Origin of the sequence: Glycomyces dulcitolivorans, from assembly GCF_003265355.1 — a bacterium.
GTDB lineage: Bacteria > Actinomycetota > Actinomycetes > Mycobacteriales > Micromonosporaceae > Glycomyces > Glycomyces dulcitolivorans.
The window spans coordinates 1,965-20,312 of the sequence record NZ_QFRW01000036.1 but is presented as its reverse complement, the minus strand read 5'-3'; the positions used below and the strand labels follow the sequence as shown (position 1 = coordinate 20,312).

Here is an 18,348-nt window from a genome sequence, read left to right as displayed (position 1 = left end):
TCCGACTTCAACCGGAGGCACTTGACTCCGCCTTCCGTTCGCCGAGCAGGTCGTCCGCGTAGCGGCGGATGAGGTCGAGGTTGCGGTCGGCGACGTGGTCGAAGCCCTGGGCCACACTGGAACCCGGGGTGAGCGGCCCGGCCGCGCCCTCCCGGTCGATGCGGGCCGAGACCCACGACTCGTGGCTGGCGGCGCGGGCGGTGACCTCGGCGATGGGGGAGACGATCATGGAGTTCCCGAAGTAGAGGACCCCGGCCGGGTCGGCCCCGGTGGCGTTCGCGCCGATCACCCACGTGTGGTTGTCGTAGGCGCGGGCCCGGTTGGTCAGCTCCCACAGGTCCGCCGAGCGCAGCAGCGCCGAAGGACGGCAGATCACTTGCGCCCCTTGGACGGCCATGATCCGCCACAGTTCGGGGTAGTCCCCGTCGAAGCAGATCGCCATGCCGATCCTGCCGAGGGCGGTGTCGGCGACGCACACTTCGGTCCCCGCGGTGACCCAGCCGCCGCGCGCCGCGTCCTCGCCCGGGAACGGCTGGCTCTTGCGGTAGACGCCGAGGACCTCGCCGTCCGGGCCCGCGAGGACGGCCGTGTTGAAGACCGTGTCCGCATCGCGCCGTTCATAAGTGCCGAAGCACAAGTGCATGCCGAGCCGGGAGGCGGCCTCCTGGAGCGGGGCGGTGGTCGCGCCGCCGATCTCGGACACCAGCCCGGCGAGTTCGGGGGCCGCCAGGCCCGTGGTGAACCCGGTCGTGCAGGACTCGGGCAGCACCACTAGGCTCGCGCCGGTCGCGGCCACGCAACGTTCGACGTAGTCGACGCACTTGTCGGTGTTGGCCTTGATCGAGGCGGCGGTCAGCGGCCCGGGGACGGGCGCGACCTGGATCGCGGCGGCCGTGTACGGCGTGAACGTCATCAGAGCCTCCCGACCAGGACGCCGAGCAGCGCGGTCACCGCGCCGAGGGCGAACGCGGCGAAGATCCAGCCGAGGCCCGGACGCGCACCAGCCGGGGCGGCCGCGCGCGTGAAGACCTGCGGAGCGTCGCCGGCGGCCACCGGCTCTGAGGCGACGATCGTCGGCCCCTCCACCAGGTCCTTCTCGACGGCCGCAAAGAACTCCCCGGCCGTCTTCTTGCCCACCGAGGTCAGCATCCGCTGCCCGACCCCGCCGATCATGCCGCCCACGACGGCGTCCGCGTCGTAGTCGATCCGGGTCGCCCCCGCCTCATCGGTGAGCGAGACGAGCACGGTCGCGCTCACGGTGCCCGGGGCGCCCTTCCCCGACGACTTCAGCACGATCCGCTCCTGCGGCTCGGGGTCGCACAGCTCGACCACGCCGTCGAACAGTCCCTTGATGGACGCGACCCCGGCCTCCACAGTGGCCTTGTAGTGGTCGGGTCCGGTCTGCTCCAGGGTCTTGCAGCCGGGGATGGTGCGCACCAGCACCGCCGGGTCCTGGAGGGCGTCCCAGACCGTGCCCCTCGGGGCGTTGATCAGGGCGGTTCCGGAGACTTTCATCGGGCGGCTCCTCGGAGATGGTGCAGTTGCGAGGGGGAGATGGGCATGGCGTCGATCGCGAAGCCCTCGGCGTCCTCGATCGCGGAGGCGATCACCGCCGAGACCGGGATGACCCCGGCCTCGCCCGCGCCCTTGACGCCCAAGGGGTTGAGCGGCGAGGGCGTCTCCAGGTGGTCGGTGTCGATCGCGGGGACCTCGGTGGCGTACGGCATCAGGAAGTCCATGAAGGACGCGTTCAGGAGCTGGCCGTGCTCGTCGTAGGCCATCCGCTCGTAGAGCGCCCCGGCGATGCCCTGGGCCACGCCGCCGTGGACCTGGCCCTCGACCAGCTGCGGGTTGATCATGCGCCCGCAGTCGTGGACCACCGCGTAGTCGAGCACGGTGATCTCGGCGGTCTCGGGGTCGCACTCGACCACGGCCGCATGCATGCCGGAGGCGAACGTGGACCGGATCGGCGAGTAGTAGCCGGTCGCTTCGAGGCCCGGCTCGCCCTCCAGCGGCGGCGTGTCCGGGTCGGGGACGCCCGCGAACTGCCCAGCCCGCGCCGACTCCTCGTCGAAGGAGTAGCGCAGCGGGTTGGAGAGCACCGCGAGCGTGCCGAGGCCGATCGCGGCCGAGCCGTCCCTGGCGCGGACCTCGCCGCCCGCGCATTCGAGCGAGCCCGGATCGGCCCCGAGGACCTTGGCGGCCAAGGCGATCGCCTTCTCTTTGACCTTCCCGGCGGCGACGGCCACGGCGTTGCCGCTCATGACGGCCGCGCGGGAGGCGAAGGTGCCCACCGAGTACCCGAAGCGGCGGGTGTCCCCTGTGGTCACGGTGATCTGCTCGGTGCCGATGCCGAGCTCGGCGGCGGCGACCTGCGCGAGCACGGTCTGATGTCCCTGGCCCTGGCTGGTCAGGCCGGTGGCGACGTAGACGTGCCCGTTCGACACGACCTGGACGTGCGCGCCCTCGTAGGGGCCGACGCCGGTCCCCTCCACGTAGCAGCCCAGGCCGATCCCGATGCGGCGGCCCTCGGCCGCGGCGGCCTCGCGGCGGGCCGCGAAGCCGTCCCAGCCGATGAGCGCCTTGATCTTCTCCAGGCTCTGCGGATAGTCGCCCGAGTCGTAGATCAGCGGGCGCCCGTCCTGGAAGGTGAGCCCGTGGTCGTAGGGGAACTCGTCGGGCTCGATGAAGTTCCGCCGCCGCACGACGGCCCGGTCGAGGTCCAGGTGGGCGGCGATCTTGTCCATGGTGCGCTCGGCGCAGAAGACCCCCTGCGGGCGCCCCGCTCCCCGGTAGGGGGTGACGATCACCGCGTTCGTGTAGAGCGAGTCCACTGTGGCGTGGTAGCTCGGGATCTTGTAGGGGCCCAGCAGCTGCGTCGAGGTGACGATCGGGAGGATGATCCCGTACGGGGTGTACGCGCCGTGGTCGTGGAGAATGCGCACGTCCAGGCCCAGTACGCGCCCGTCGTCGTCGAAGCCGACCTCGACGTGGTGGATCTGCGCCCGCTCGTGCGCCGAGGAGATGAAGTGCTCGCGGCGGTCCTCGGCCCATTTGACCTCGCGGCCGAGGGTCATCGCGGCCCAGGGGACGAGGACCTCCTCGGGCCAGGGGTGCATGATCTTCACCCCGAAGCCGCCGCCGACGTCCGGTGCGATCACCTCGATGTGCGGCAGCGGCACCCCGAGCTTGGCCGACAGGGCCATCCGCACCGAGGTCGTGGTCTGGGTCGAGGAGTACACGCGCAGGTCCTCCCCGTCCCACCGGGCGTAGACCCCCTTGCCCTCCAAGGGCATCGAGGCCGAACGCTCGATGTCGAGCCGGAACGCGAGCCGGTGCGGGGCCGCCGCGATGGCGGCGGCCGCGTCCCCGACGGACTGCTCCAGGCGCGCGCCGAGGTTCCCCGGGACGTCCGCGTGGACCAGGTGTTCGGCGGCCGCGGCGGTCTCGATGCCGACGACCGGTCGCAGCACTTCGTAGTCCACGTCGATGCGCGCGGCGGCGTCCTCGGCGAGGTAGCGGTCCGCGGCGATCACCATCGCGACCGGCTCCCCGACGTGGCGCACGAACTCGCGGGCCAGCGCGTACGGGGTGCGGCCGTGGGTGAGCGACGGATGGGGGATGAGCAGCGGCAGCGGGTCGCGGACCCCGGCGGGCAGGTCCTCCCACGTGTAGACGGCGACCAGGCCCTCCACGGCGAGCGCGCCGGCGACGTCGATGTCCCTGATGCGGGCGTGGGCGTGGGGGCTGCGCACGAACGCGGCGCACAGCGCGCCCCGGCCGAGGTCGTCGAGGAAGCGGCCGCGGCCGGTGAGGAGTCGGTGGTCCTCCTTGCGGGACAGCGCGACGTCGGTCATGACTCCATCAGCTCCGAGGCGCGCCGCACGGCCTTGACGATGTTCTGGTAACCGGTGCACCGGCACAGGTTGCCCGAGACGGCGTCGAGGATCTCCTCGTCGGTGGGCTTGGGATGCGCTTCGAGGAACGCGGTGACGGTGGTGAGGAAGCCGGGGGTGCAGAAGCCGCACTGGAGGCCGTGGCATTCGCCGAACGCCTGCTGGACGGGAGAGAGGGCCGCCTCTTCCGCCAGTCCCTCCACAGTGGTCACATGGTGGCCGTCGGCGGTGGCGGCGAGCATGAGGCACGAGCGCACGGGCCGGTCGTCGAGGAGGACGGTGCAGGCCCCGCAGACGCCGTGCTCGCAGCCGACGTGGGTGCCGGGGAGGCCGAGTTCGCCGCGCAGGAAGTCCGACAGGAGCACCCGCGGCTCGGCCTCGGCCGAGCGCGGGACGCCGTTGACGTGCAAGGTGATCCTCATGCGCGGGCCTCCGCGTTGGCGGCGGCCTCGCTGAGGGCGCGGGCGGCGAGGACCCCGGCGAGGTGGCGCCGGTAGTCGGCCGTCGCATGGATGTCGTCCTCGGGCTCGATGCGCTCCCGCACGGCCTCGGCGGCGGCCGACCAGTCCGAAGTAGACAGCCAGCCCCGGCAGAGCCCCGAGAGGTCGATGACCTCGGGGACCGCGCCGGTGCCGACGCAGACGAGCCGGGCCGCGGTGCAGGCGAGGTCGGCGTCCAAGGTGACCAGCGCGGCGGCCCCGGCCATGGCGAAGTCGCCCTTGCGGCGGGCGAGTTCGTGGAACGCGGTGCCGCTGCGCTCGGGCAGGGCCGGGAAGAACACCTCGCGGGCGATCTCGGCGGGTCCGATCGCCGACTCCATGGGGCCCAGGAAGAACTCCTCGGCGCTCAGGGCCCGCTCGCCCTCCCGTCCCCGGAGAGTCACCGTGCCGCCGGTGAGCGCGAGGACGGCGGGCAGTTCGGCGGCCGGGTCGGCGTGCACGATGCTGCCGACCACGGTGCCGCGGTTGCGGATCGCGGGGTGGGCGACGTGGCGCAGCGCCTGCCGCAGCAGCGGCTGCACCGCGGCGGCCTCGTCGGACTCCAGGGCCTGGAAGTGCCGGGCCAGCGCACCGACGCGCACGCCGTCAGCCTGCGCCGCAACGGCATCGAGCGCCGGGATGCGGTTGATGTCGACCAGGTGCCCGGGGTCGGCCAGGCGCATGTTCAGCAGCGGGATGAGGCTCTGACCCCCGGCCAGGACCTTCCCGCCCGTCGCGGCCAGCGCCTCCAGGGCCTCGTCGAGGTCGGCGGCGGCCGTGTACCCGAACTGCGGCGGCTTCACGACTCCTCCGCCGGCGCGCGCTTGCGGTCCGCCGCCTCGACGCGTTTCGCCAAGGGCCGCAGCAGGTGGTAGCCGAGGAGGACGACGGCCGTGCCGAGCGCGATGCCGGACAGGGAGAAGTCCCCGGTGATCGGCTGGGCGACCGGGCCGATCGCGAGCAGGATGCCGGCGCCGATGGGGACCATGTTGAGCGGCTTGGCGAAGTCCACCTTGTGCTCGACCCAGATCTTGGCGCCCAGCAGGCCGATCATGCCGTAGAGGATGACGCCGATGCCGCCGAGGACCGCGCTCGGCGTGGCGGCGATGAGCGCGCCGAACTTGGGCACGAACCCGAAGGCGATCGCGATCGCGGCGGCGATGTAGTACGCGAGGGTCGAGTAGACGCGCGTGGCCGCCATGACGCCGATGTTCTCGGCGTACGTGGTCGTCGGCGAACCGCCGACCGATGTGGACAAAGCGGTGGCGATGCCGTCGGCGGCGACCGCGCGGCCCACGTACGGCTTGAGGTCGGTGCGGGTCATCTCGCCGACGGCCTGGACGTGGCCGATGTTCTCGGCGATGAGCGCGATGACGGCCGGCAGCACCAGGACGATCGCCGAGCCGCTGAACGCCGGGCCGTGGAACTCGGGCAGGCCGAACCAGGCCGCGTCCCCGACCGCCGAGAAGTCGACGCGGTCGGCGCTCGTCCCGTCGGCGCCGGTGCGGGGGCCGAAGACCAGGTCGACGACCCACGAGAGCGCGAACCCGGCGATCAGGCCGAGCAGGATGCCGATGCGGCCCAGGAACCCCTTGAGCCCCACCACGAGGACCGCGGTGATCGCCATGGTCGCCAAGGCCATCCAGGGGTCGACGGGCCAGTAGACGTCGGCGACCACGAACGCCAGACCGAAGCCGATGAGCATGACGACCGCGCCGGTCACCACCGGTGGGAAGACCTTGTCGATGATCGACGCGCCGAGGAAGTGGATCGCCAGGCCGCACGCGGCCAGGACCAGGCCGGCGACGAGGATCGCCCCGGTGACGGTGGCCGAGTCGCCTCCCGCGGCGCGGATCGCGACGACCCCGCCCACGAACGAGGCGCTGGTCCCCAGATAGGACGGGACCTTGTTCTTGACCAGCAGGAGGAACAGGATCGTGGCGACGCCGCTCATCATGATCGCGACGTTGGGGTCGAGCCCCATCACCAGGGGGAACACGAAGGTCGCGCCGAACATGGCGACCACGTGCTGGGCCCCCAGCCCCGCCATGCGGGGCCAGGACAGCCGCTCGTCGGGCTTGACCGCTTCACCGGGCCGCGGGCTGCGGCCGTCTCCGTGCAGTTTCCACATGGGCTTGAACTCTCGATTTCGAAACGATGGGAGGAGTTTTCGAAGATTGAACCAAGGCCACGACTGTTCCCGAGACTTGTTTCCGATAAATAAACGGCATATCAAGAGAAATCTCGTTGTGACCGCGGTACAAAGATCATTTTCGCTGGCCAGCGGATTCACGTCAACCTCTTGTCAATTCCTACAAGCGCTCCCGAATTCCGGGAGCCGCTGGCGCTCGCCGCCGTACGGTTGCTATACCTGTGCCTCTCGTCGAGTGCGAAGGCCCCGTCCTTCCGGTGGTTCGAGAAAGGAGCGCACATCGTCCCCCTTCCCGCAGCGGCCTCGATCGCGCTCCGCCCCGTCCTGCAAGGGCCCGAACGCCGGGGCGCGGTCATCGCGGCCTATCCCGTGGGCTGCTACATCGCCGTGGACGCCGCACCGGGCGTCCTGGCCCTTACCGGCACGGCCGCCTCAAGGCTCCCGAACGCGGCCGTGGTCGCCGCCCCTGAGCTGCCCTTCCGCGTCCGCCCGGGCGACGCCGTGCGCGTCGGCAACGGGACGATCGGCCTGTACGGCAACGTGATCCGCATCCAGCGCTGGTTCGATCCGTCCCCCGCACTCGGCCGGGTCGATCCCGCGAGGCTCGCCCGCGGACTGGAGGCACTGGAGTCGATCCCACTGTCGGGCGGGATCGACGACCACCCGGCCGTCGCCCGCCTGAGCGCCGCCTGCCGCACCGGCGACCCGGACCGCATCGCCGAGGCCGGACCGCCCCTGGTCGGGCTCGGCCCCGGGCTCACGCCGAGTGGAGACGACCTCCTCGCCGGAGTCCTGTTCGGACTCAGAGCGCTCGGGTCGCTGCAAGCCGTCGGCGCCCTCGCCGCCCCGGTCCTGGCCGCCGCCGCACGGACCACCCCCATATCCGCGGCCCTCCTGCACTGCGCCGCAGCAGGTCTGCCGTGCGGCGAGGCCGCCGACCTCCTCCTCGCCGTCGCCGCCGACGGCGACGTCCCCGAGGCCGCGGAGCGGGTGCGGCGGCTCGGACACACCTCCGGCGCCGATCTCGCCCGCGGCCTGATCCTCGCCTGCCGCACCGTTCTGGAAGGAGCCACCGCATGGCCGAACTCGTCGTCGTGAGGCCCGGGGCGTACCACGACTCCGTGACCCTCATGCGCGCCAGCCGCGCCCTCGCCGCCGCATCCGGCGTCGAGCGCGCCCACGTCGCCATGGCGACCCCGCTCAACCTCGGCCTTGCCGAGGAGATGGGCTTCGACGTCCCGGCCGGGGCCGGACCGACCGACCTGCTCATCGCGGTGAGCGCCGCCGATCCCGATGCGGCCCTTGCCGAACTCGACCGGCTGCTCACCGCCCGCACCGCATCCACAGCAGAGTCGGGCCGGGCCCTGCCTCGGACCACGGCCGCCGCGATCCGGTCCCGGCCGGACGCGAACCTGGCGCTCATCTCCTGCCCCGGCGAGCACGCCTTCGCCGAAGCGCTCGACGCCGTCGACGCCGGACTCTCGGTGATGATCTTCAGCGACAACGTGTCCCTCGCACAGGAAGTCGCGCTCAAGGAACGCGCCGAGGGCCTGGTCATGGGCCCGGACTGCGGGACCGCGATCGTCTCCGGGATCGGCCTGGGCTTCGCGAACGCCGCCCGGCGCGGCCCGGTCGGGATCGTGGCCGCCTCCGGGACCGGGGCGCAGCAGGTGACGTGCCTGCTCGACGCCGCCGGCGTCGGGGTCAGCCACGTGCTCGGGACCGGCGGCAGGGACCTCTCGGCCGAGGTCGGCGCCCGCTCCACGCTGAAGGCCATGGCGATGCTCGACGCCGACCCCGGCACCGAACTCGTCATCGTGCTCTCCAAGACCCCCGATCCTCTAGTGGCGCAAGCGGTCGAAGCGGCCGCGGCCGCGATGGCGACCCCGGTCGAGATCGGCTTCCTCGGCGCGGACTGCCCCGACCTGACCGCGATCACCGAACAGACCCTCGCCCGCCTCGGCGTCGAAATTCCAGAGTGGACGTCCTGGGTCGCTCCCGCGAGTCCCGCCGCTCCCCGCCGCGGACGACTGCACGGCCTCTACTCGGGCGGCACGCTCTGCCAGGAGGCCGCCTACCTCGCGTCCGGGCTCGACGCCGAGTTCACCGACTTCGGCGACGACCGGTACACCCGCGGGCGCGCCCACCCCATGATCGACCCGACCCTGCGCCTGGCCCGACTGTCCGAACTGGTCAAAGACCCCGCGGCGGGCGCGATCCTCCTCGACGTGGTCCTCGGCCACGGCGCCGATCCCGACCCGGCCGCCGCGATCGGTCCGGCCCTGGACGAGGCCGCGGCCGCCGGACTGCGCGTCACCGTGGCGCTCATCGGCACCGGCGACGACCCGCAGGGCTTGGACCGCCAGGCCCTGGCGCTGCAGCGGGCGGGCGCGGCCGTCTTCACGTCCAACGCGGCGGCCGTCCGCCACGCCCGAACCCTCATGGAGGCCTAGATGCTCCGCAGCGAACCCGTCATCGTCACCGCCGGAGCCGCGGCCCTCGCGCAGGCCCTCACCGACCAGGCCGCCCGAACAGTCGAAGTGGACTGGCGGCCCCCGGTGCCCGGCACCGAAGCGGCCCTTGCCAAGGTGCTCGCCGACCCCCGCCGCGAGGCCGCCAACGCCCTCGCGCTCGAACGCTTGACGGCGACTCGCCCGCAGGTCGTCACCGCCGCCCCGGCCGCCGAACTCCTCGGCCTGGAGCTCGGCGCCTTCCTCCATGCCGGGCCCCCGATCACCTGGGACCGGGCCTCGGGCCCCCTGCGCGGCGCGCTCATCGGCGCGGCGCTCTTCGAAGGCCTGGTCGCCACCCCTGAGGAAGCCGAAGCCCGCTTCGCCGCCGGCGAGTACACGCTCGAACCGTGCCACCACCGCGGCGCCGTCGGCCCCATGGCCGGAGTCGTGTCCCCGTCCATGTGGATGTGGGTCGTCGAGGACGGCGGCCGCCGCGCGGTCTGCTCCCTCAACGAGGGCCTCGGCAAGGTGCTCCGCATGGGCGCCTTCGGACCCGAGGTCATCGCACGTCTTAAGTGGATGTCCGCGGTGCTCGGCCCCGCGCTCCGCGACGCCCTCGCCGACTTCGGCCCCCTCGACGCCCGCGCCCACATGGCCCAGGCCCTCCAGATGGGCGACGAACTCCACAACCGCAACCGCGCCGCCACCTCACTGCTCACCCGCGTCCTCGGCGCCAGCCTCGCCAAGGGCCCCGACGCGTCCGAGATCTTCGCGTTCATCGACACGAACGACCACTTCTTCCTCAACATCGGCATGGCCTCCGCGAAGCTCTCCTGCGACGCCGCCCGCGACATCCCCGGCTCCTCCATCGTCACCGCCATGGCCCGCAACGGCACCGACTTCGGCATCCAGGTTTCCGGCTGCGGCCCATGCTGGTTCACCGGCCCGGCCGGCGTCCCCGACGGCCTCTACATGGGCGACTACGGGCCCGAGGACGCCAACCCCGACATCGGCGACTCGACGATCATGGAGACCGCCGGCCTCGGCGGCTTCGCGATGGCCGCCGCCCCCGCGATCGTCCGCTTCATCGGCGGCACCGTCGACCAGGCAATCCCCGCCACCCTCTCGATGTACGAGATCACCGCAGGCGAGCACCCGTCATACGCCCTGCCGTCCTTGGAGTTCCGCGGCTCCCCGGTCGGCATCGACGTCGCCCTCATCGCCCGCACCGGCATCCTCCCGGTCGTCAACACCGGCATCGCCGGCAAAGTCGCCGGCACCGGCCAGGTCGGCGCCGGCCTGGTCCGCCCCCCGGCGAATGTCTTCACCGACGCCTTGACCGCACTCGCCGCCTGACCCGGCGGACGTGAACGGGGCCCGCCGCTCGGCGGGCCCCGTCGTATCAATGCGCTACTGCGTCACGAGCTCGGAAGTCAGGTGCAGCGGGGCTTCGACGACACCCGTTCCGTCCTCCGAGACCACCGTGTCTCCGGCAGGGCTCGGGCCGAATTCCGGTGCCCCGCCGAGGACGACGGTCACCGGCTTCCCGTCCGCGTCGAGCACTTCGGCGCCCGAGGCGTCGAGGACACCGACCTCGTCACCGGCCGCGGGGACCTCGGCGGGGGCCTGAGCCGAAGCCAGGGAGTGGTCCGGCAGCCAGTGATGCCCGGACCACAACTGGCCGCCCTTCCAGTCCTTGGTCGCGGGGTTCCAGACGTAGCCGTGGCCCATGGTCCCGTAGTACCCGTCGCCGCACCAGGGGTGCCCGTGCATCCACGATTCGAGGATGAGCTGCCACCCGACGTAGTCGTTGTAGAGCCAGGAGGACTCGGCGCACACGTACCAGGCGCTGCCGTTCCACGCCATCACCACGACCTTCGAGGCGATGTGCCCGGGGGGCTTCGCCAACGCCAGCGCGCACGGGAAGGTCCCGCCCGGCGCCACGTACGTCGTCGCGGAGGTGTCGACGCGGGAGTACCCGCCGCCGTCGCCGTGCGAGATCTCGGAGCGCTCGTGGACGCAGAGGTCGTTGGTGCGGTAGAGGTGGCCTTCCTGGTACACGTAGTGCGCGGCCGCGGGCGTCGCGCCGAGCAGGACGAAGGCCATCGCGCCCGCGGCCGCCGTGATCAGCGACCGCAGGAGGCGGGCTCGAAGTCGAGTGCTCATCGGTCTTCCTTTCCCCAGAGGAGTCAGGGGGTCTCGCGCACCTCTGGTCACCCGATCCTTCGCTTTCACGGGCGTTTGCGGCGGTTTCCGAACGCATCCGAACGGCCGCCCGGTCGCCGAGTGAGGAAACAGGACGGTGTGGTGGGCGCGGGCTACCATCCGAAAGCGGCCTACCGGCCGATCGATCTGGGAGGCGCTGTGGCACAGCGGGCATCGGATACGCGAACCATCCAGACCCTCGACGACCTGGCCGCCTTCCTGCGCGGCCTGCGGTCGTCGGCCGGGAACATGCCGTTCCGGCGGATCCAGGCCGGGATCCGCTCGATCCACCGTGAACAGTCCATTCCGGACGGTGTGCCGTCGCTCGCGACCGTCCACGGCTGCTTCCAGAACGGCCGCACGCGCATGAACCCCGCCACGGTGCTCGACATCGCACGCGTCCTCGGACTCGGCGACGCGGGGATCCGGACCCTCGAACACGCCTGCCACCGGGTGCTCGACCGCGTCAACCGCTCCCTCATCGTCGCCACCCACGCCGCGATCCCCGCGCCCGCCGCCGCCTTCACCGGGCGCCGCGCCGAACGCGAGCGGATCACCGCGCTCGCCGCAGCCGCCCTGGCCGACGGCAGGCCGGCCGTCATCGTCATCGAGGGCATGGCCGGGATCGGGAAGACCGAGCTCGCCCACCGCGCCGCACTCGACCTCGTCGACGCGGGGCTGGTGGGCGACACGCACCTCCTCGCCGACCTGCGCGGCTACGACCGCGCGGAGCCCCCGGCCGCCGCCGACGCCGTCGCCCGGGGCTTCCTCGGCCACCTCGACGCCCCCGGCCGCAGGATCGACGCCCTGAGCCCGGCGTCCCGCGTGGCGCTCCTGCACCGGGAACTGGCGTCCCGCAGGGCGCTCGTCGTGCTCGACGACGCCGCCGACGAAGCGCAACTGGAGCCCCTGCTGCCGACCGGTCCCGGGAGCGTGGTCCTGGTGACCAGCCGCCGCAGGCTCACCGGTCTGGGCGTCGCCTCCCGCGTCCCGCTCGACGGCATCACCACCTGCGAGGCCCTGGACCTGCTGCGCCACCACGATCCCGCCGGCCGCCTCGACGCGGCGCCGACCGCCGCCGCGGCCCTGGTCGAGCTGTGCCGGAACCTGCCGCTGGAACTGGCGGCCGTCGGCCGCCAGCTGGAAGGCAGGCCCGACTGGCAGATCGACGACCACGTCCGGCGCCTGCAGTGGCTGCCGCCCGACGAGCACAGCGGACCGGTCCTCGACCTGTCCTACCGCGGTCTTCCCGCACCCGCCCAGAACCTGTTCCGGCTCTTGGCCGTCCATCCTGGACGCCGGTTCCGCGCCGACGACGTCGGCGCCCTCGCCGGAGTCCCGGCGGACGAAGCGGCGGCGGCGCTCGCCCTGCTCTACGACGAGCACTTGCTCGTGCGGCGGGCCGAGGGCTGCTACGAGTTCCACGACTCGGTCCGGGCCCTCGCGACCGGGCTCGCCCACCGCGAGGACCCCGCGAGCCGGCAGCACACCGCGGTCGGCGAACTGCTGCGCCACTACCGCCGGCGCCTGGAGGCGTCCGGCGACACCCGGACCGCCTGGCTCAGCGCCGATCGCGCGAGCCTCCTCGCGTCCCTGCACGCGGCCGACCACGACGAGGACGTCGCCGCCCTGACCGTCCCGCTCAACCGCACGCTGCGGCTGCTCGGCCACTACGACGAGGCCCGGATCTGCAATCAGCAGCTGCTGCGGATCGCGCACCGGGCGGGCAATCCCGCCTGGGAGGCCGACGCGTACGCCGGCATCGCCGAGATCGACCGGTTGACCGGCCGGTTCCACGCCGCCCGCGAGGGGTTCGACCAGGCGCTGCGGCTGCGCCTGAGCCTCGGCGACCGCGCCGGGCAGGCCGCCGCGCTGCGCGGCCTCGCCCAGACCGCGTCCAACGACGACTACCCGCTTGCGCGGCAGCGATACGAGGCCGCGCTGGAGATCCACCGGCAACTCGGGAACGCGGTCGGCGAAGCCGAAGTGCGATGGGGCCTGGCCGAGATCGCCCTGTCCGCGGGCGGCTACGACACGGCCGCGGCCCACGCCGCCGAAGTCACCGCGATCTGCCACCGGATCGGCAACCGCATCGGCGAGGCGTACGGCCTGCGCCTCCTCGGCGACGTCGCCGCCGAACAAGGCGACCGGGACGCGGCGGTGCGGCGGTACCGGCAGTCGCTGGCCAAATTCCGGCGCATCGGCAACCGCCGCGGCGCCGCCTACGCGCTTCGAGGCCTCGCGGGCGCCGCCCTGCGCCGCGGCGACCTCGACCGCTCCGAGAAGCTCCACCGCCGCGTCCTCGACAGCTGCAGCCGCATCGGCGACATCACCGGCGAGGCCGACGCGCTGCGCGGCCTCGCCGAGACCGCCCTGGCCCGCGGCGACATCGACACGGCCGCAATGGGTTTCACCAGGGCGCTGTCGATCTACCGGGAGACCCGGGACCGCTCCGGCGAGGCGCACACCCTCACCGGCCTGGGCCGCGCCTCCTGGCTCGGGCAGCGGCGGGCACGCGCCCGCCGGTACTGGCAGCAGGCCCTCGACCTGGCCGACGGCGCCGGGCTGCCGCTGGCGGGCACTCTGCGGGGGCTGCTCGACCGCACGCACCGCGAACTTGAACCGGGCTCATAAGGTTGCCCCCATGCCGATGCACTTCGCCGCCCACGGGACCGGGACCCCCGTCCTCGCGATCCACGGATGGACCCCCGACCACCGCCTCATGACCGGATTCCTGGAGCCGTTCTTCGCCCGCCGCACCGCCGCGCACCCCGGCGGGCGCTCCTACCGGCGCTTCTACCCCGACCTTCCCGGCATGGGGCAGACGGAGATCACCGAGAAGTACCAGGGCTCGGACGACATGCTCGACGCCGTCCAGGGCTTCGTCGACCACCTGATCGGCGACGCGCCGTTCATCGTCGTCGGCGAATCCTACGGCGGCTACCTCGCCCGCGCCGTCGCAGGCTCCCGCCCCGGACAGGTGCTCGGCCTCGGCCTGGTGTGCCCCATCGGAAAAGAGGCCCGCCACTCCAAGCGGACCCTCCCGCCCCACACCGTCATCGCACCCGACCCCGCGCTCATGGCCGGACTGCCCCCGGCCGACGCCGCCTCCTACGGCGACCTCGCGGTCGTGCAGTCCCCGGAGACGTTCCGCCGCTTCCGCGAGGAGATCGCGCCGGGACTGGCGCTGGCCGACGACAAGGCGCTGGCGCGGGTGGCACGTCGCTACGAGCTGAGCACCGCCCCCGAGTCCGGCGCGCCGTTCGAGCGGCCGACGCTGATCGTGACCGGCCGCCAGGACGACAACACCGGCTACGCCGACGTCTATGCGCTGCTTGAGCACTACCCGCGAGCGACCTTCGCCGTCCTCGACCGCGCCGGCCACAACCTCCAGATCGAGCAGCCGGCCCTCCTCGACGCCTTCCTGGACGAATGGCTGAACCGCGTCGAGGAGGCCGCGGCGAACTGATCGACCCCCTCGCCGCGGTCAGGGGTCGAGGCGCCGGGACTCCATGCCGTGGCGGAGGAGGCCGAGGAGGCGGCGCGCGTCGTCGGTCCCGCCGGCCGCGCCTGCGGCGGCACTGGTCAGTGCCAGCGCGTCGGTGACGGTGACGCCGTCGCGGATGGCGCCTTGGGCGCGGGCGCGGTCGAACAGCCGCTCCGCGGTGGCGCGGATCGAGGCGTGCCAGCGGTCGAACAGGGCCGTGCGCCGATCCGCGTGGGCCTCGGTGCCGGTGAACGCCAAGGCGCCCTTGGACTCGATGTGGACCGCCAGGGACTCCAGCCAGCCGAACAGCGCCTCGGCCGGATCGGGGGCGGAGGCCAGCGCCGCGCCGGCGGCGCACAGGTCGGCGACCTCGTCCTCGTAGACGGCGATGAGCAGGTCGGCGCGGGTGGGGAAATGCCGGTAGAGCGTGGCGTTGCCGACCCCGGCCCGGCGCGCGATCCGGTCGAGCGCGACCTCGGGGCCGTGTTCGCTCAGCAGCTCCCTGGCCGCTGCCAGCAGCAGCTCGGCGTTGCGTGCGGCGTCGGTTCGCCGGGCCATTCCGCCCCTCCCTTGCTGTAAACGGGGACTTCCCCGTATATTGTAGGAGCCTTGAAACGGGGAGCTCCCCGGTAAGCCGGCGGAGCGCTGCCCCGCTCCTTCGAACGCCTTGAACCGAGGACCCGATGACCATCACCCCCGAGGACCGCGCGTCCATCACCGAACTGCTCGCCATGCACGGCCACCTCGTCGACGCCGGCGAACTGGAGCGGCTCGACGAGGTCCTCACCGCCGACGTCGTCTACGACGTCACCGACCTCGGCGCACCCGCCCTCGAAGGCATCGAGGCGATCTGCGCGGCGTCACTGGCCCTCGGCGAGGGCAACCCGGTGGGCCACCTGGTCACCAACATCGTCCTTTCCGAAGTCGACGACGGGAGCGTCCGCGCCCGCTCCAAGGGGATCGGCGTCAACGCCGACGGCACCACCGGCACCGTGACCTACCTGGACACCGTCATCCGGACCGAACGGGGCTGGCGGATCGCCCACCGCAAGCTCATCGCCCACCCGGCCCCGCTCGGCGGCAGGGCGAGCGCGCCGGCCGCCGACTGACCCGCCCGGCACTCCCCGCAGTCCGGTCCGCCGTTCGAGCGACTGCCGCTCATGTGCTCGCAATGTGCTTGTCACCCTTTAGGTTGCTTTCGTGTGAGTTGATTCACAACACTAACCGGATGGTTGCTCACGGAGGGTGCGCTTCCTATGCTGAACGTGTACATCGCACTCCCCACACTTCACTTCCCAATGGCGCCAGCCGATTCGGAACGCAGTGCGAATCGGTGCCCCCATGCATCACGCCGTCGCAGCGTCGCACGGATTCCCCCGTTCCCCGACCGTCCGAAGACGATCGAGTTTCGATCTTCAGTGTCACCCCGCACCGATCTGGAGAACCGCCATGTCTGCAACCGTCCTGCTCGTCACCGAACTCCCCGTCGCCGCCGAACAGCGCGACCGGGCCGTCGAGGCGTGGAGCGAGCACCTGCTCGCCAGTCCCGGCAAGGACCGGGTCCTCTACCGCTGCCTGGAGGCCGACACCCTCCTGGAGCTGCGGGTCCTCGACGGACTCGGCGCGATCGACGCCGCCGAGGCCGACTTCGACCTGCTGTGGTCCGCCGTCGGGCCGTACGCCGCCGGGGACTTCCGCCGCCAGGTCGTGCGGTTCGTGGAGGCCCCCAAGGACCCCGGCACCGACCTGCCGCAGACCCCGTACGTGCAGCTGCGCTACGTCGAGGTCAAACCGCCCATGTACGAGGCGTACCGCGCCTGGCGCGAGGAGACCATCTTCGCGGTGGTCCGCGAGTCCGACGAGGTCGAGTCCTTCAGCGCGTACCACACCGTGGTGAGCACCCAGCCCGGCGTCCTCTTCGTCTCCGGCTTCTCCGTCCCCGTCGCGGAATACATGGCGCCCTTTACGAACGAGCGCTACAAGGAGATCGTGGCCCAGGCCGGCGACCGGTACATCACCGGCGGCCCCGGCGGGCTCTACACCCGCTGCTACGAGCGGGTCTGAGGGGCGCCGCCGTGACGAGCACAGTCCTCGACCTCTCGGTCACCACGCAAGGACCGGCTTACCCGCCCAGCGAGATCATGGACAAGGACGGCAACTTCGTCACCATCGGCCGCATCACGCGCGCCGGCGACGACGGAACGGTCACCGCCGCTTGGGGATCGGAGCTGGTGGCCGCCTACAGCGAGCTGCCGCCGTTCGGCGAGTTCACCCCGTACCGCATCCTGCGCCCGCTGACCGCCGCCGACGACGGCATGGAGCTGTACACCCTGCCGCTCCCGCTGCCGTGCACCAACTACCCGATGCTGTTCGCCCCCGAGCAGCGGCCCGACGCGCACGAGGTCGTGCGCCCGAGCTACCCGCTGCACGAGGTCCCCATCCCGGACCTGCGCGAGGCCGACGGCCCCCGCCGCCGCGACCCGATCACGCTCGGGCAGTGGCGGCGCGCCCGCGGCCAGCTCGAAGTGACGGTGACCGGCGAGGGCCGGGCCGCCGCGTTCGAGTTCTGGTTCACCGGGCTCATCCCCGACAGCGTCTACACCGTCATGTCGCTGCGGCAGCGGGACCTCGACCCCGCCGGGCCCACCAGGCCCGGACCGCTCGGCGTGCCGAACGTGTTCGTCGCCGACCGCGGCGGCGCGGCCCACTACCGCGCCGAGCTCCCCGACCCGTTCCCGGACCCCGGCCTGCCCGGCGCCAACCGCGTCGTCAACGTCGTGGTCCTGTGGATGAGCTACCAGCAGAACTACGGCGGCGCGATCGGCCACTTCGGACTCGGCGCGGACATCCACGCCCAGCTCAAGCTGACCGGACCGTCCTTCCACGAGTTCCGCACGAGCGCATGAGCAAAGCGCTAGGGCGCCTTCGCCACCGAGGCGATGCTCGCGCGCCCCAGCGCGTTGAGCGAGTCCCGCAGGGACTCCACAGTGGTCAACCCGGGGCGGTGGGCCTCGTACAGGAGCCGCCGCTGCTGGGGGACCACGAACGGCCAGGACGCGATCGCGATCAGCTCGATGAGCAGCGCCGCCAGCACCGGCGGGTCGACCACGCCGATCGCCTTGCGGAGCATGTCGAGCTTGGCCTCGTAGAACGTCCGCCGCTCCTCGGCCCACGGGAGGGGCGCCTGGCCGTAGGTCAGGCCCTCCCAGGCCAGGAGCCGCACCACCGAGGGGTCGCGGTAGTGGAAGTCGAAGACCTTGCCCACGTACTCGTCCAGTTCCGACCGGTCGGACGGGAGCGGGACCTCCAGCGCCAGCTGCCGGTGGGCCTCCCGCATGACCTCGCCGAAGAGGTTCTCCTTGCTCTTGAAGTACGCGTAGATCCGCTGCTTGTTGCACCCCGCCCGGTCCGCGATCCGGTCCACCCGGGCACCGGCCGGACCGTACTGGGTGAACTCCGCGTACGCCGCGTGCAGCAGCGCGTCGCGGGTGCGCTGCCCGGTCGGGCGGGCTGTGGAACCAGTGGGCATCGCGGAAGTGTACCGCGCACAACTCAGCGGACGACCGACAAGTTGGACGGCACCTGCCCGTCCCCGGACCCGAACGGAGCATCATGACCACTACAGAGACCCTTGAGATCGCCCTGGTCAGCGGCGCGACGGGAGGCGTCGGCGGCG

At 72.3% G+C, this 18,348-nt stretch carries 17 protein-coding genes; 8 read left to right on the top strand and 9 right to left on the bottom strand.

What is annotated here, in order from left to right; translation table 11 throughout:
- Positions 1 to 7 precede the first annotated feature (7 nt).
- Genes DI269_RS01875 through DI269_RS01850 form a run of 6 tightly spaced genes read right to left on the bottom strand, consistent with a single transcriptional unit; the run spans position 8 to position 6,506 of the window.
- Positions 8 to 913 carry a carbon-nitrogen hydrolase family protein gene (locus DI269_RS01875; RefSeq protein ID WP_112133449.1) on the bottom strand — a complete coding sequence of 302 codons (906 nt, stop codon included), beginning with the start codon at positions 911 to 913 and terminating at the stop codon, positions 8 to 10.
- Positions 913 to 1,515 carry an SRPBCC family protein gene (locus tag DI269_RS01870; protein WP_112133448.1) on the bottom strand — a complete coding sequence of 201 codons (603 nt, stop codon included), beginning with the start codon at positions 1,513 to 1,515 and terminating at the stop codon, positions 913 to 915. Before DI269_RS01870 ends, DI269_RS01875 begins: the two co-directional genes overlap by 1 nt.
- Positions 1,512 to 3,857 carry an aerobic carbon-monoxide dehydrogenase large subunit gene (cutA, locus tag DI269_RS01865; protein WP_112133447.1) on the bottom strand — a complete coding sequence of 782 codons (2,346 nt, stop codon included), beginning with the start codon at positions 3,855 to 3,857 and terminating at the stop codon, positions 1,512 to 1,514. The genes DI269_RS01870 and cutA overlap by 4 nt, the downstream gene beginning before the upstream one ends.
- Positions 3,854 to 4,318, bottom strand: a complete 465-nt coding sequence (locus DI269_RS01860; protein WP_112133446.1) for a (2Fe-2S)-binding protein — start codon at positions 4,316 to 4,318, stop codon at positions 3,854 to 3,856. Before DI269_RS01860 ends, cutA begins: the two co-directional genes overlap by 4 nt.
- The gene (locus tag DI269_RS01855) at positions 4,315 to 5,178 is read right to left on the bottom strand and encodes an FAD binding domain-containing protein (protein WP_112133445.1); all 864 of its coding nucleotides are present in this window, start codon (positions 5,176 to 5,178) and stop codon (positions 4,315 to 4,317) included. The genes DI269_RS01860 and DI269_RS01855 overlap by 4 nt, the downstream gene beginning before the upstream one ends.
- Positions 5,175 to 6,506 carry a uracil-xanthine permease family protein gene (locus DI269_RS01850; RefSeq protein WP_112133444.1) on the bottom strand — a complete coding sequence of 444 codons (1,332 nt, stop codon included), beginning with the start codon at positions 6,504 to 6,506 and terminating at the stop codon, positions 5,175 to 5,177. Before DI269_RS01850 ends, DI269_RS01855 begins: the two co-directional genes overlap by 4 nt.
- A gap of 171 nt (positions 6,507 to 6,677) precedes the next feature.
- Between DI269_RS01850 and DI269_RS01845 the strand changes: the two genes are divergently transcribed.
- From DI269_RS01845 to DI269_RS27505, 3 genes are read left to right on the top strand one after another with little or no spacing between them, the layout of a single operon-like run.
- Complete coding sequence (locus DI269_RS01845; protein ID WP_157974706.1) at positions 6,678 to 7,625, top strand: DUF2877 domain-containing protein; 948 nt, start codon at positions 6,678 to 6,680, stop codon at positions 7,623 to 7,625.
- Positions 7,604 to 8,980, top strand: a complete 1,377-nt coding sequence (locus tag DI269_RS27510; protein WP_198667058.1) for a hypothetical protein — start codon at positions 7,604 to 7,606, stop codon at positions 8,978 to 8,980. The genes DI269_RS01845 and DI269_RS27510 overlap by 22 nt, the downstream gene beginning before the upstream one ends.
- Positions 8,981 to 10,336 (top strand): YlbE family protein, encoded by a 1,356-nt coding sequence (locus tag DI269_RS27505; protein WP_198667057.1) that lies wholly within the window; start codon positions 8,981 to 8,983, stop codon positions 10,334 to 10,336.
- A 54-nt stretch (positions 10,337 to 10,390) separates the two neighbouring features.
- Here DI269_RS27505 and DI269_RS27500 read toward each other — a convergent pair whose 3' ends face one another.
- The gene (locus DI269_RS27500) at positions 10,391 to 11,146 is read right to left on the bottom strand and encodes a hypothetical protein (protein ID WP_198667056.1); all 756 of its coding nucleotides are present in this window, start codon (positions 11,144 to 11,146) and stop codon (positions 10,391 to 10,393) included.
- Positions 11,147 to 11,344: 198 nt separating this feature from the next.
- Here DI269_RS27500 and DI269_RS01830 point away from each other — a divergent pair, with 198 nt between their 5' ends.
- Together DI269_RS01830 and DI269_RS01825 are read left to right on the top strand one after the other, a co-directional pair.
- Complete coding sequence (locus tag DI269_RS01830; RefSeq protein WP_198667055.1) at positions 11,345 to 13,819, top strand: tetratricopeptide repeat protein; 2,475 nt, start codon at positions 11,345 to 11,347, stop codon at positions 13,817 to 13,819.
- 10 nt (positions 13,820 to 13,829) lie between these two features.
- Positions 13,830 to 14,654: an alpha/beta fold hydrolase gene (locus tag DI269_RS01825; RefSeq protein WP_232822577.1), complete on the top strand. Its 825-nt coding sequence runs from the start codon at positions 13,830 to 13,832 to the stop codon at positions 14,652 to 14,654.
- Positions 14,655 to 14,672: 18 nt separating this feature from the next.
- Here DI269_RS01825 and DI269_RS01820 read toward each other — a convergent pair whose 3' ends face one another.
- Positions 14,673 to 15,230, bottom strand: a complete 558-nt coding sequence (locus DI269_RS01820) for a TetR/AcrR family transcriptional regulator (protein ID WP_112133440.1) — start codon at positions 15,228 to 15,230, stop codon at positions 14,673 to 14,675.
- A gap of 125 nt (positions 15,231 to 15,355) precedes the next feature.
- Here DI269_RS01820 and DI269_RS01815 point away from each other — a divergent pair, with 125 nt between their 5' ends.
- From DI269_RS01815 to DI269_RS01805, 3 genes are all read left to right on the top strand, one after another.
- A complete protein-coding gene (locus DI269_RS01815; RefSeq protein ID WP_112133439.1) occupies positions 15,356 to 15,781 on the top strand; it encodes a nuclear transport factor 2 family protein in 426 nt (141 codons plus the stop codon).
- A 340-nt stretch (positions 15,782 to 16,121) separates the two neighbouring features.
- A complete protein-coding gene (locus tag DI269_RS01810; protein WP_112133438.1) occupies positions 16,122 to 16,736 on the top strand; it encodes a hypothetical protein in 615 nt (204 codons plus the stop codon).
- 11 nt (positions 16,737 to 16,747) lie between these two features.
- Positions 16,748 to 17,578, top strand: coding sequence for a hypothetical protein (locus tag DI269_RS01805; RefSeq protein WP_198667054.1), 831 nt, complete (start codon positions 16,748 to 16,750; stop codon positions 17,576 to 17,578).
- 8 nt (positions 17,579 to 17,586) lie between these two features.
- Here the strand turns inward: DI269_RS01805 and DI269_RS01800 are convergent, their stop codons facing one another.
- Positions 17,587 to 18,201 carry a TetR/AcrR family transcriptional regulator gene (locus tag DI269_RS01800; RefSeq protein ID WP_112133437.1) on the bottom strand — a complete coding sequence of 205 codons (615 nt, stop codon included), beginning with the start codon at positions 18,199 to 18,201 and terminating at the stop codon, positions 17,587 to 17,589.
- Between the last annotated feature and the right edge of the window lie 147 nt (positions 18,202 to 18,348).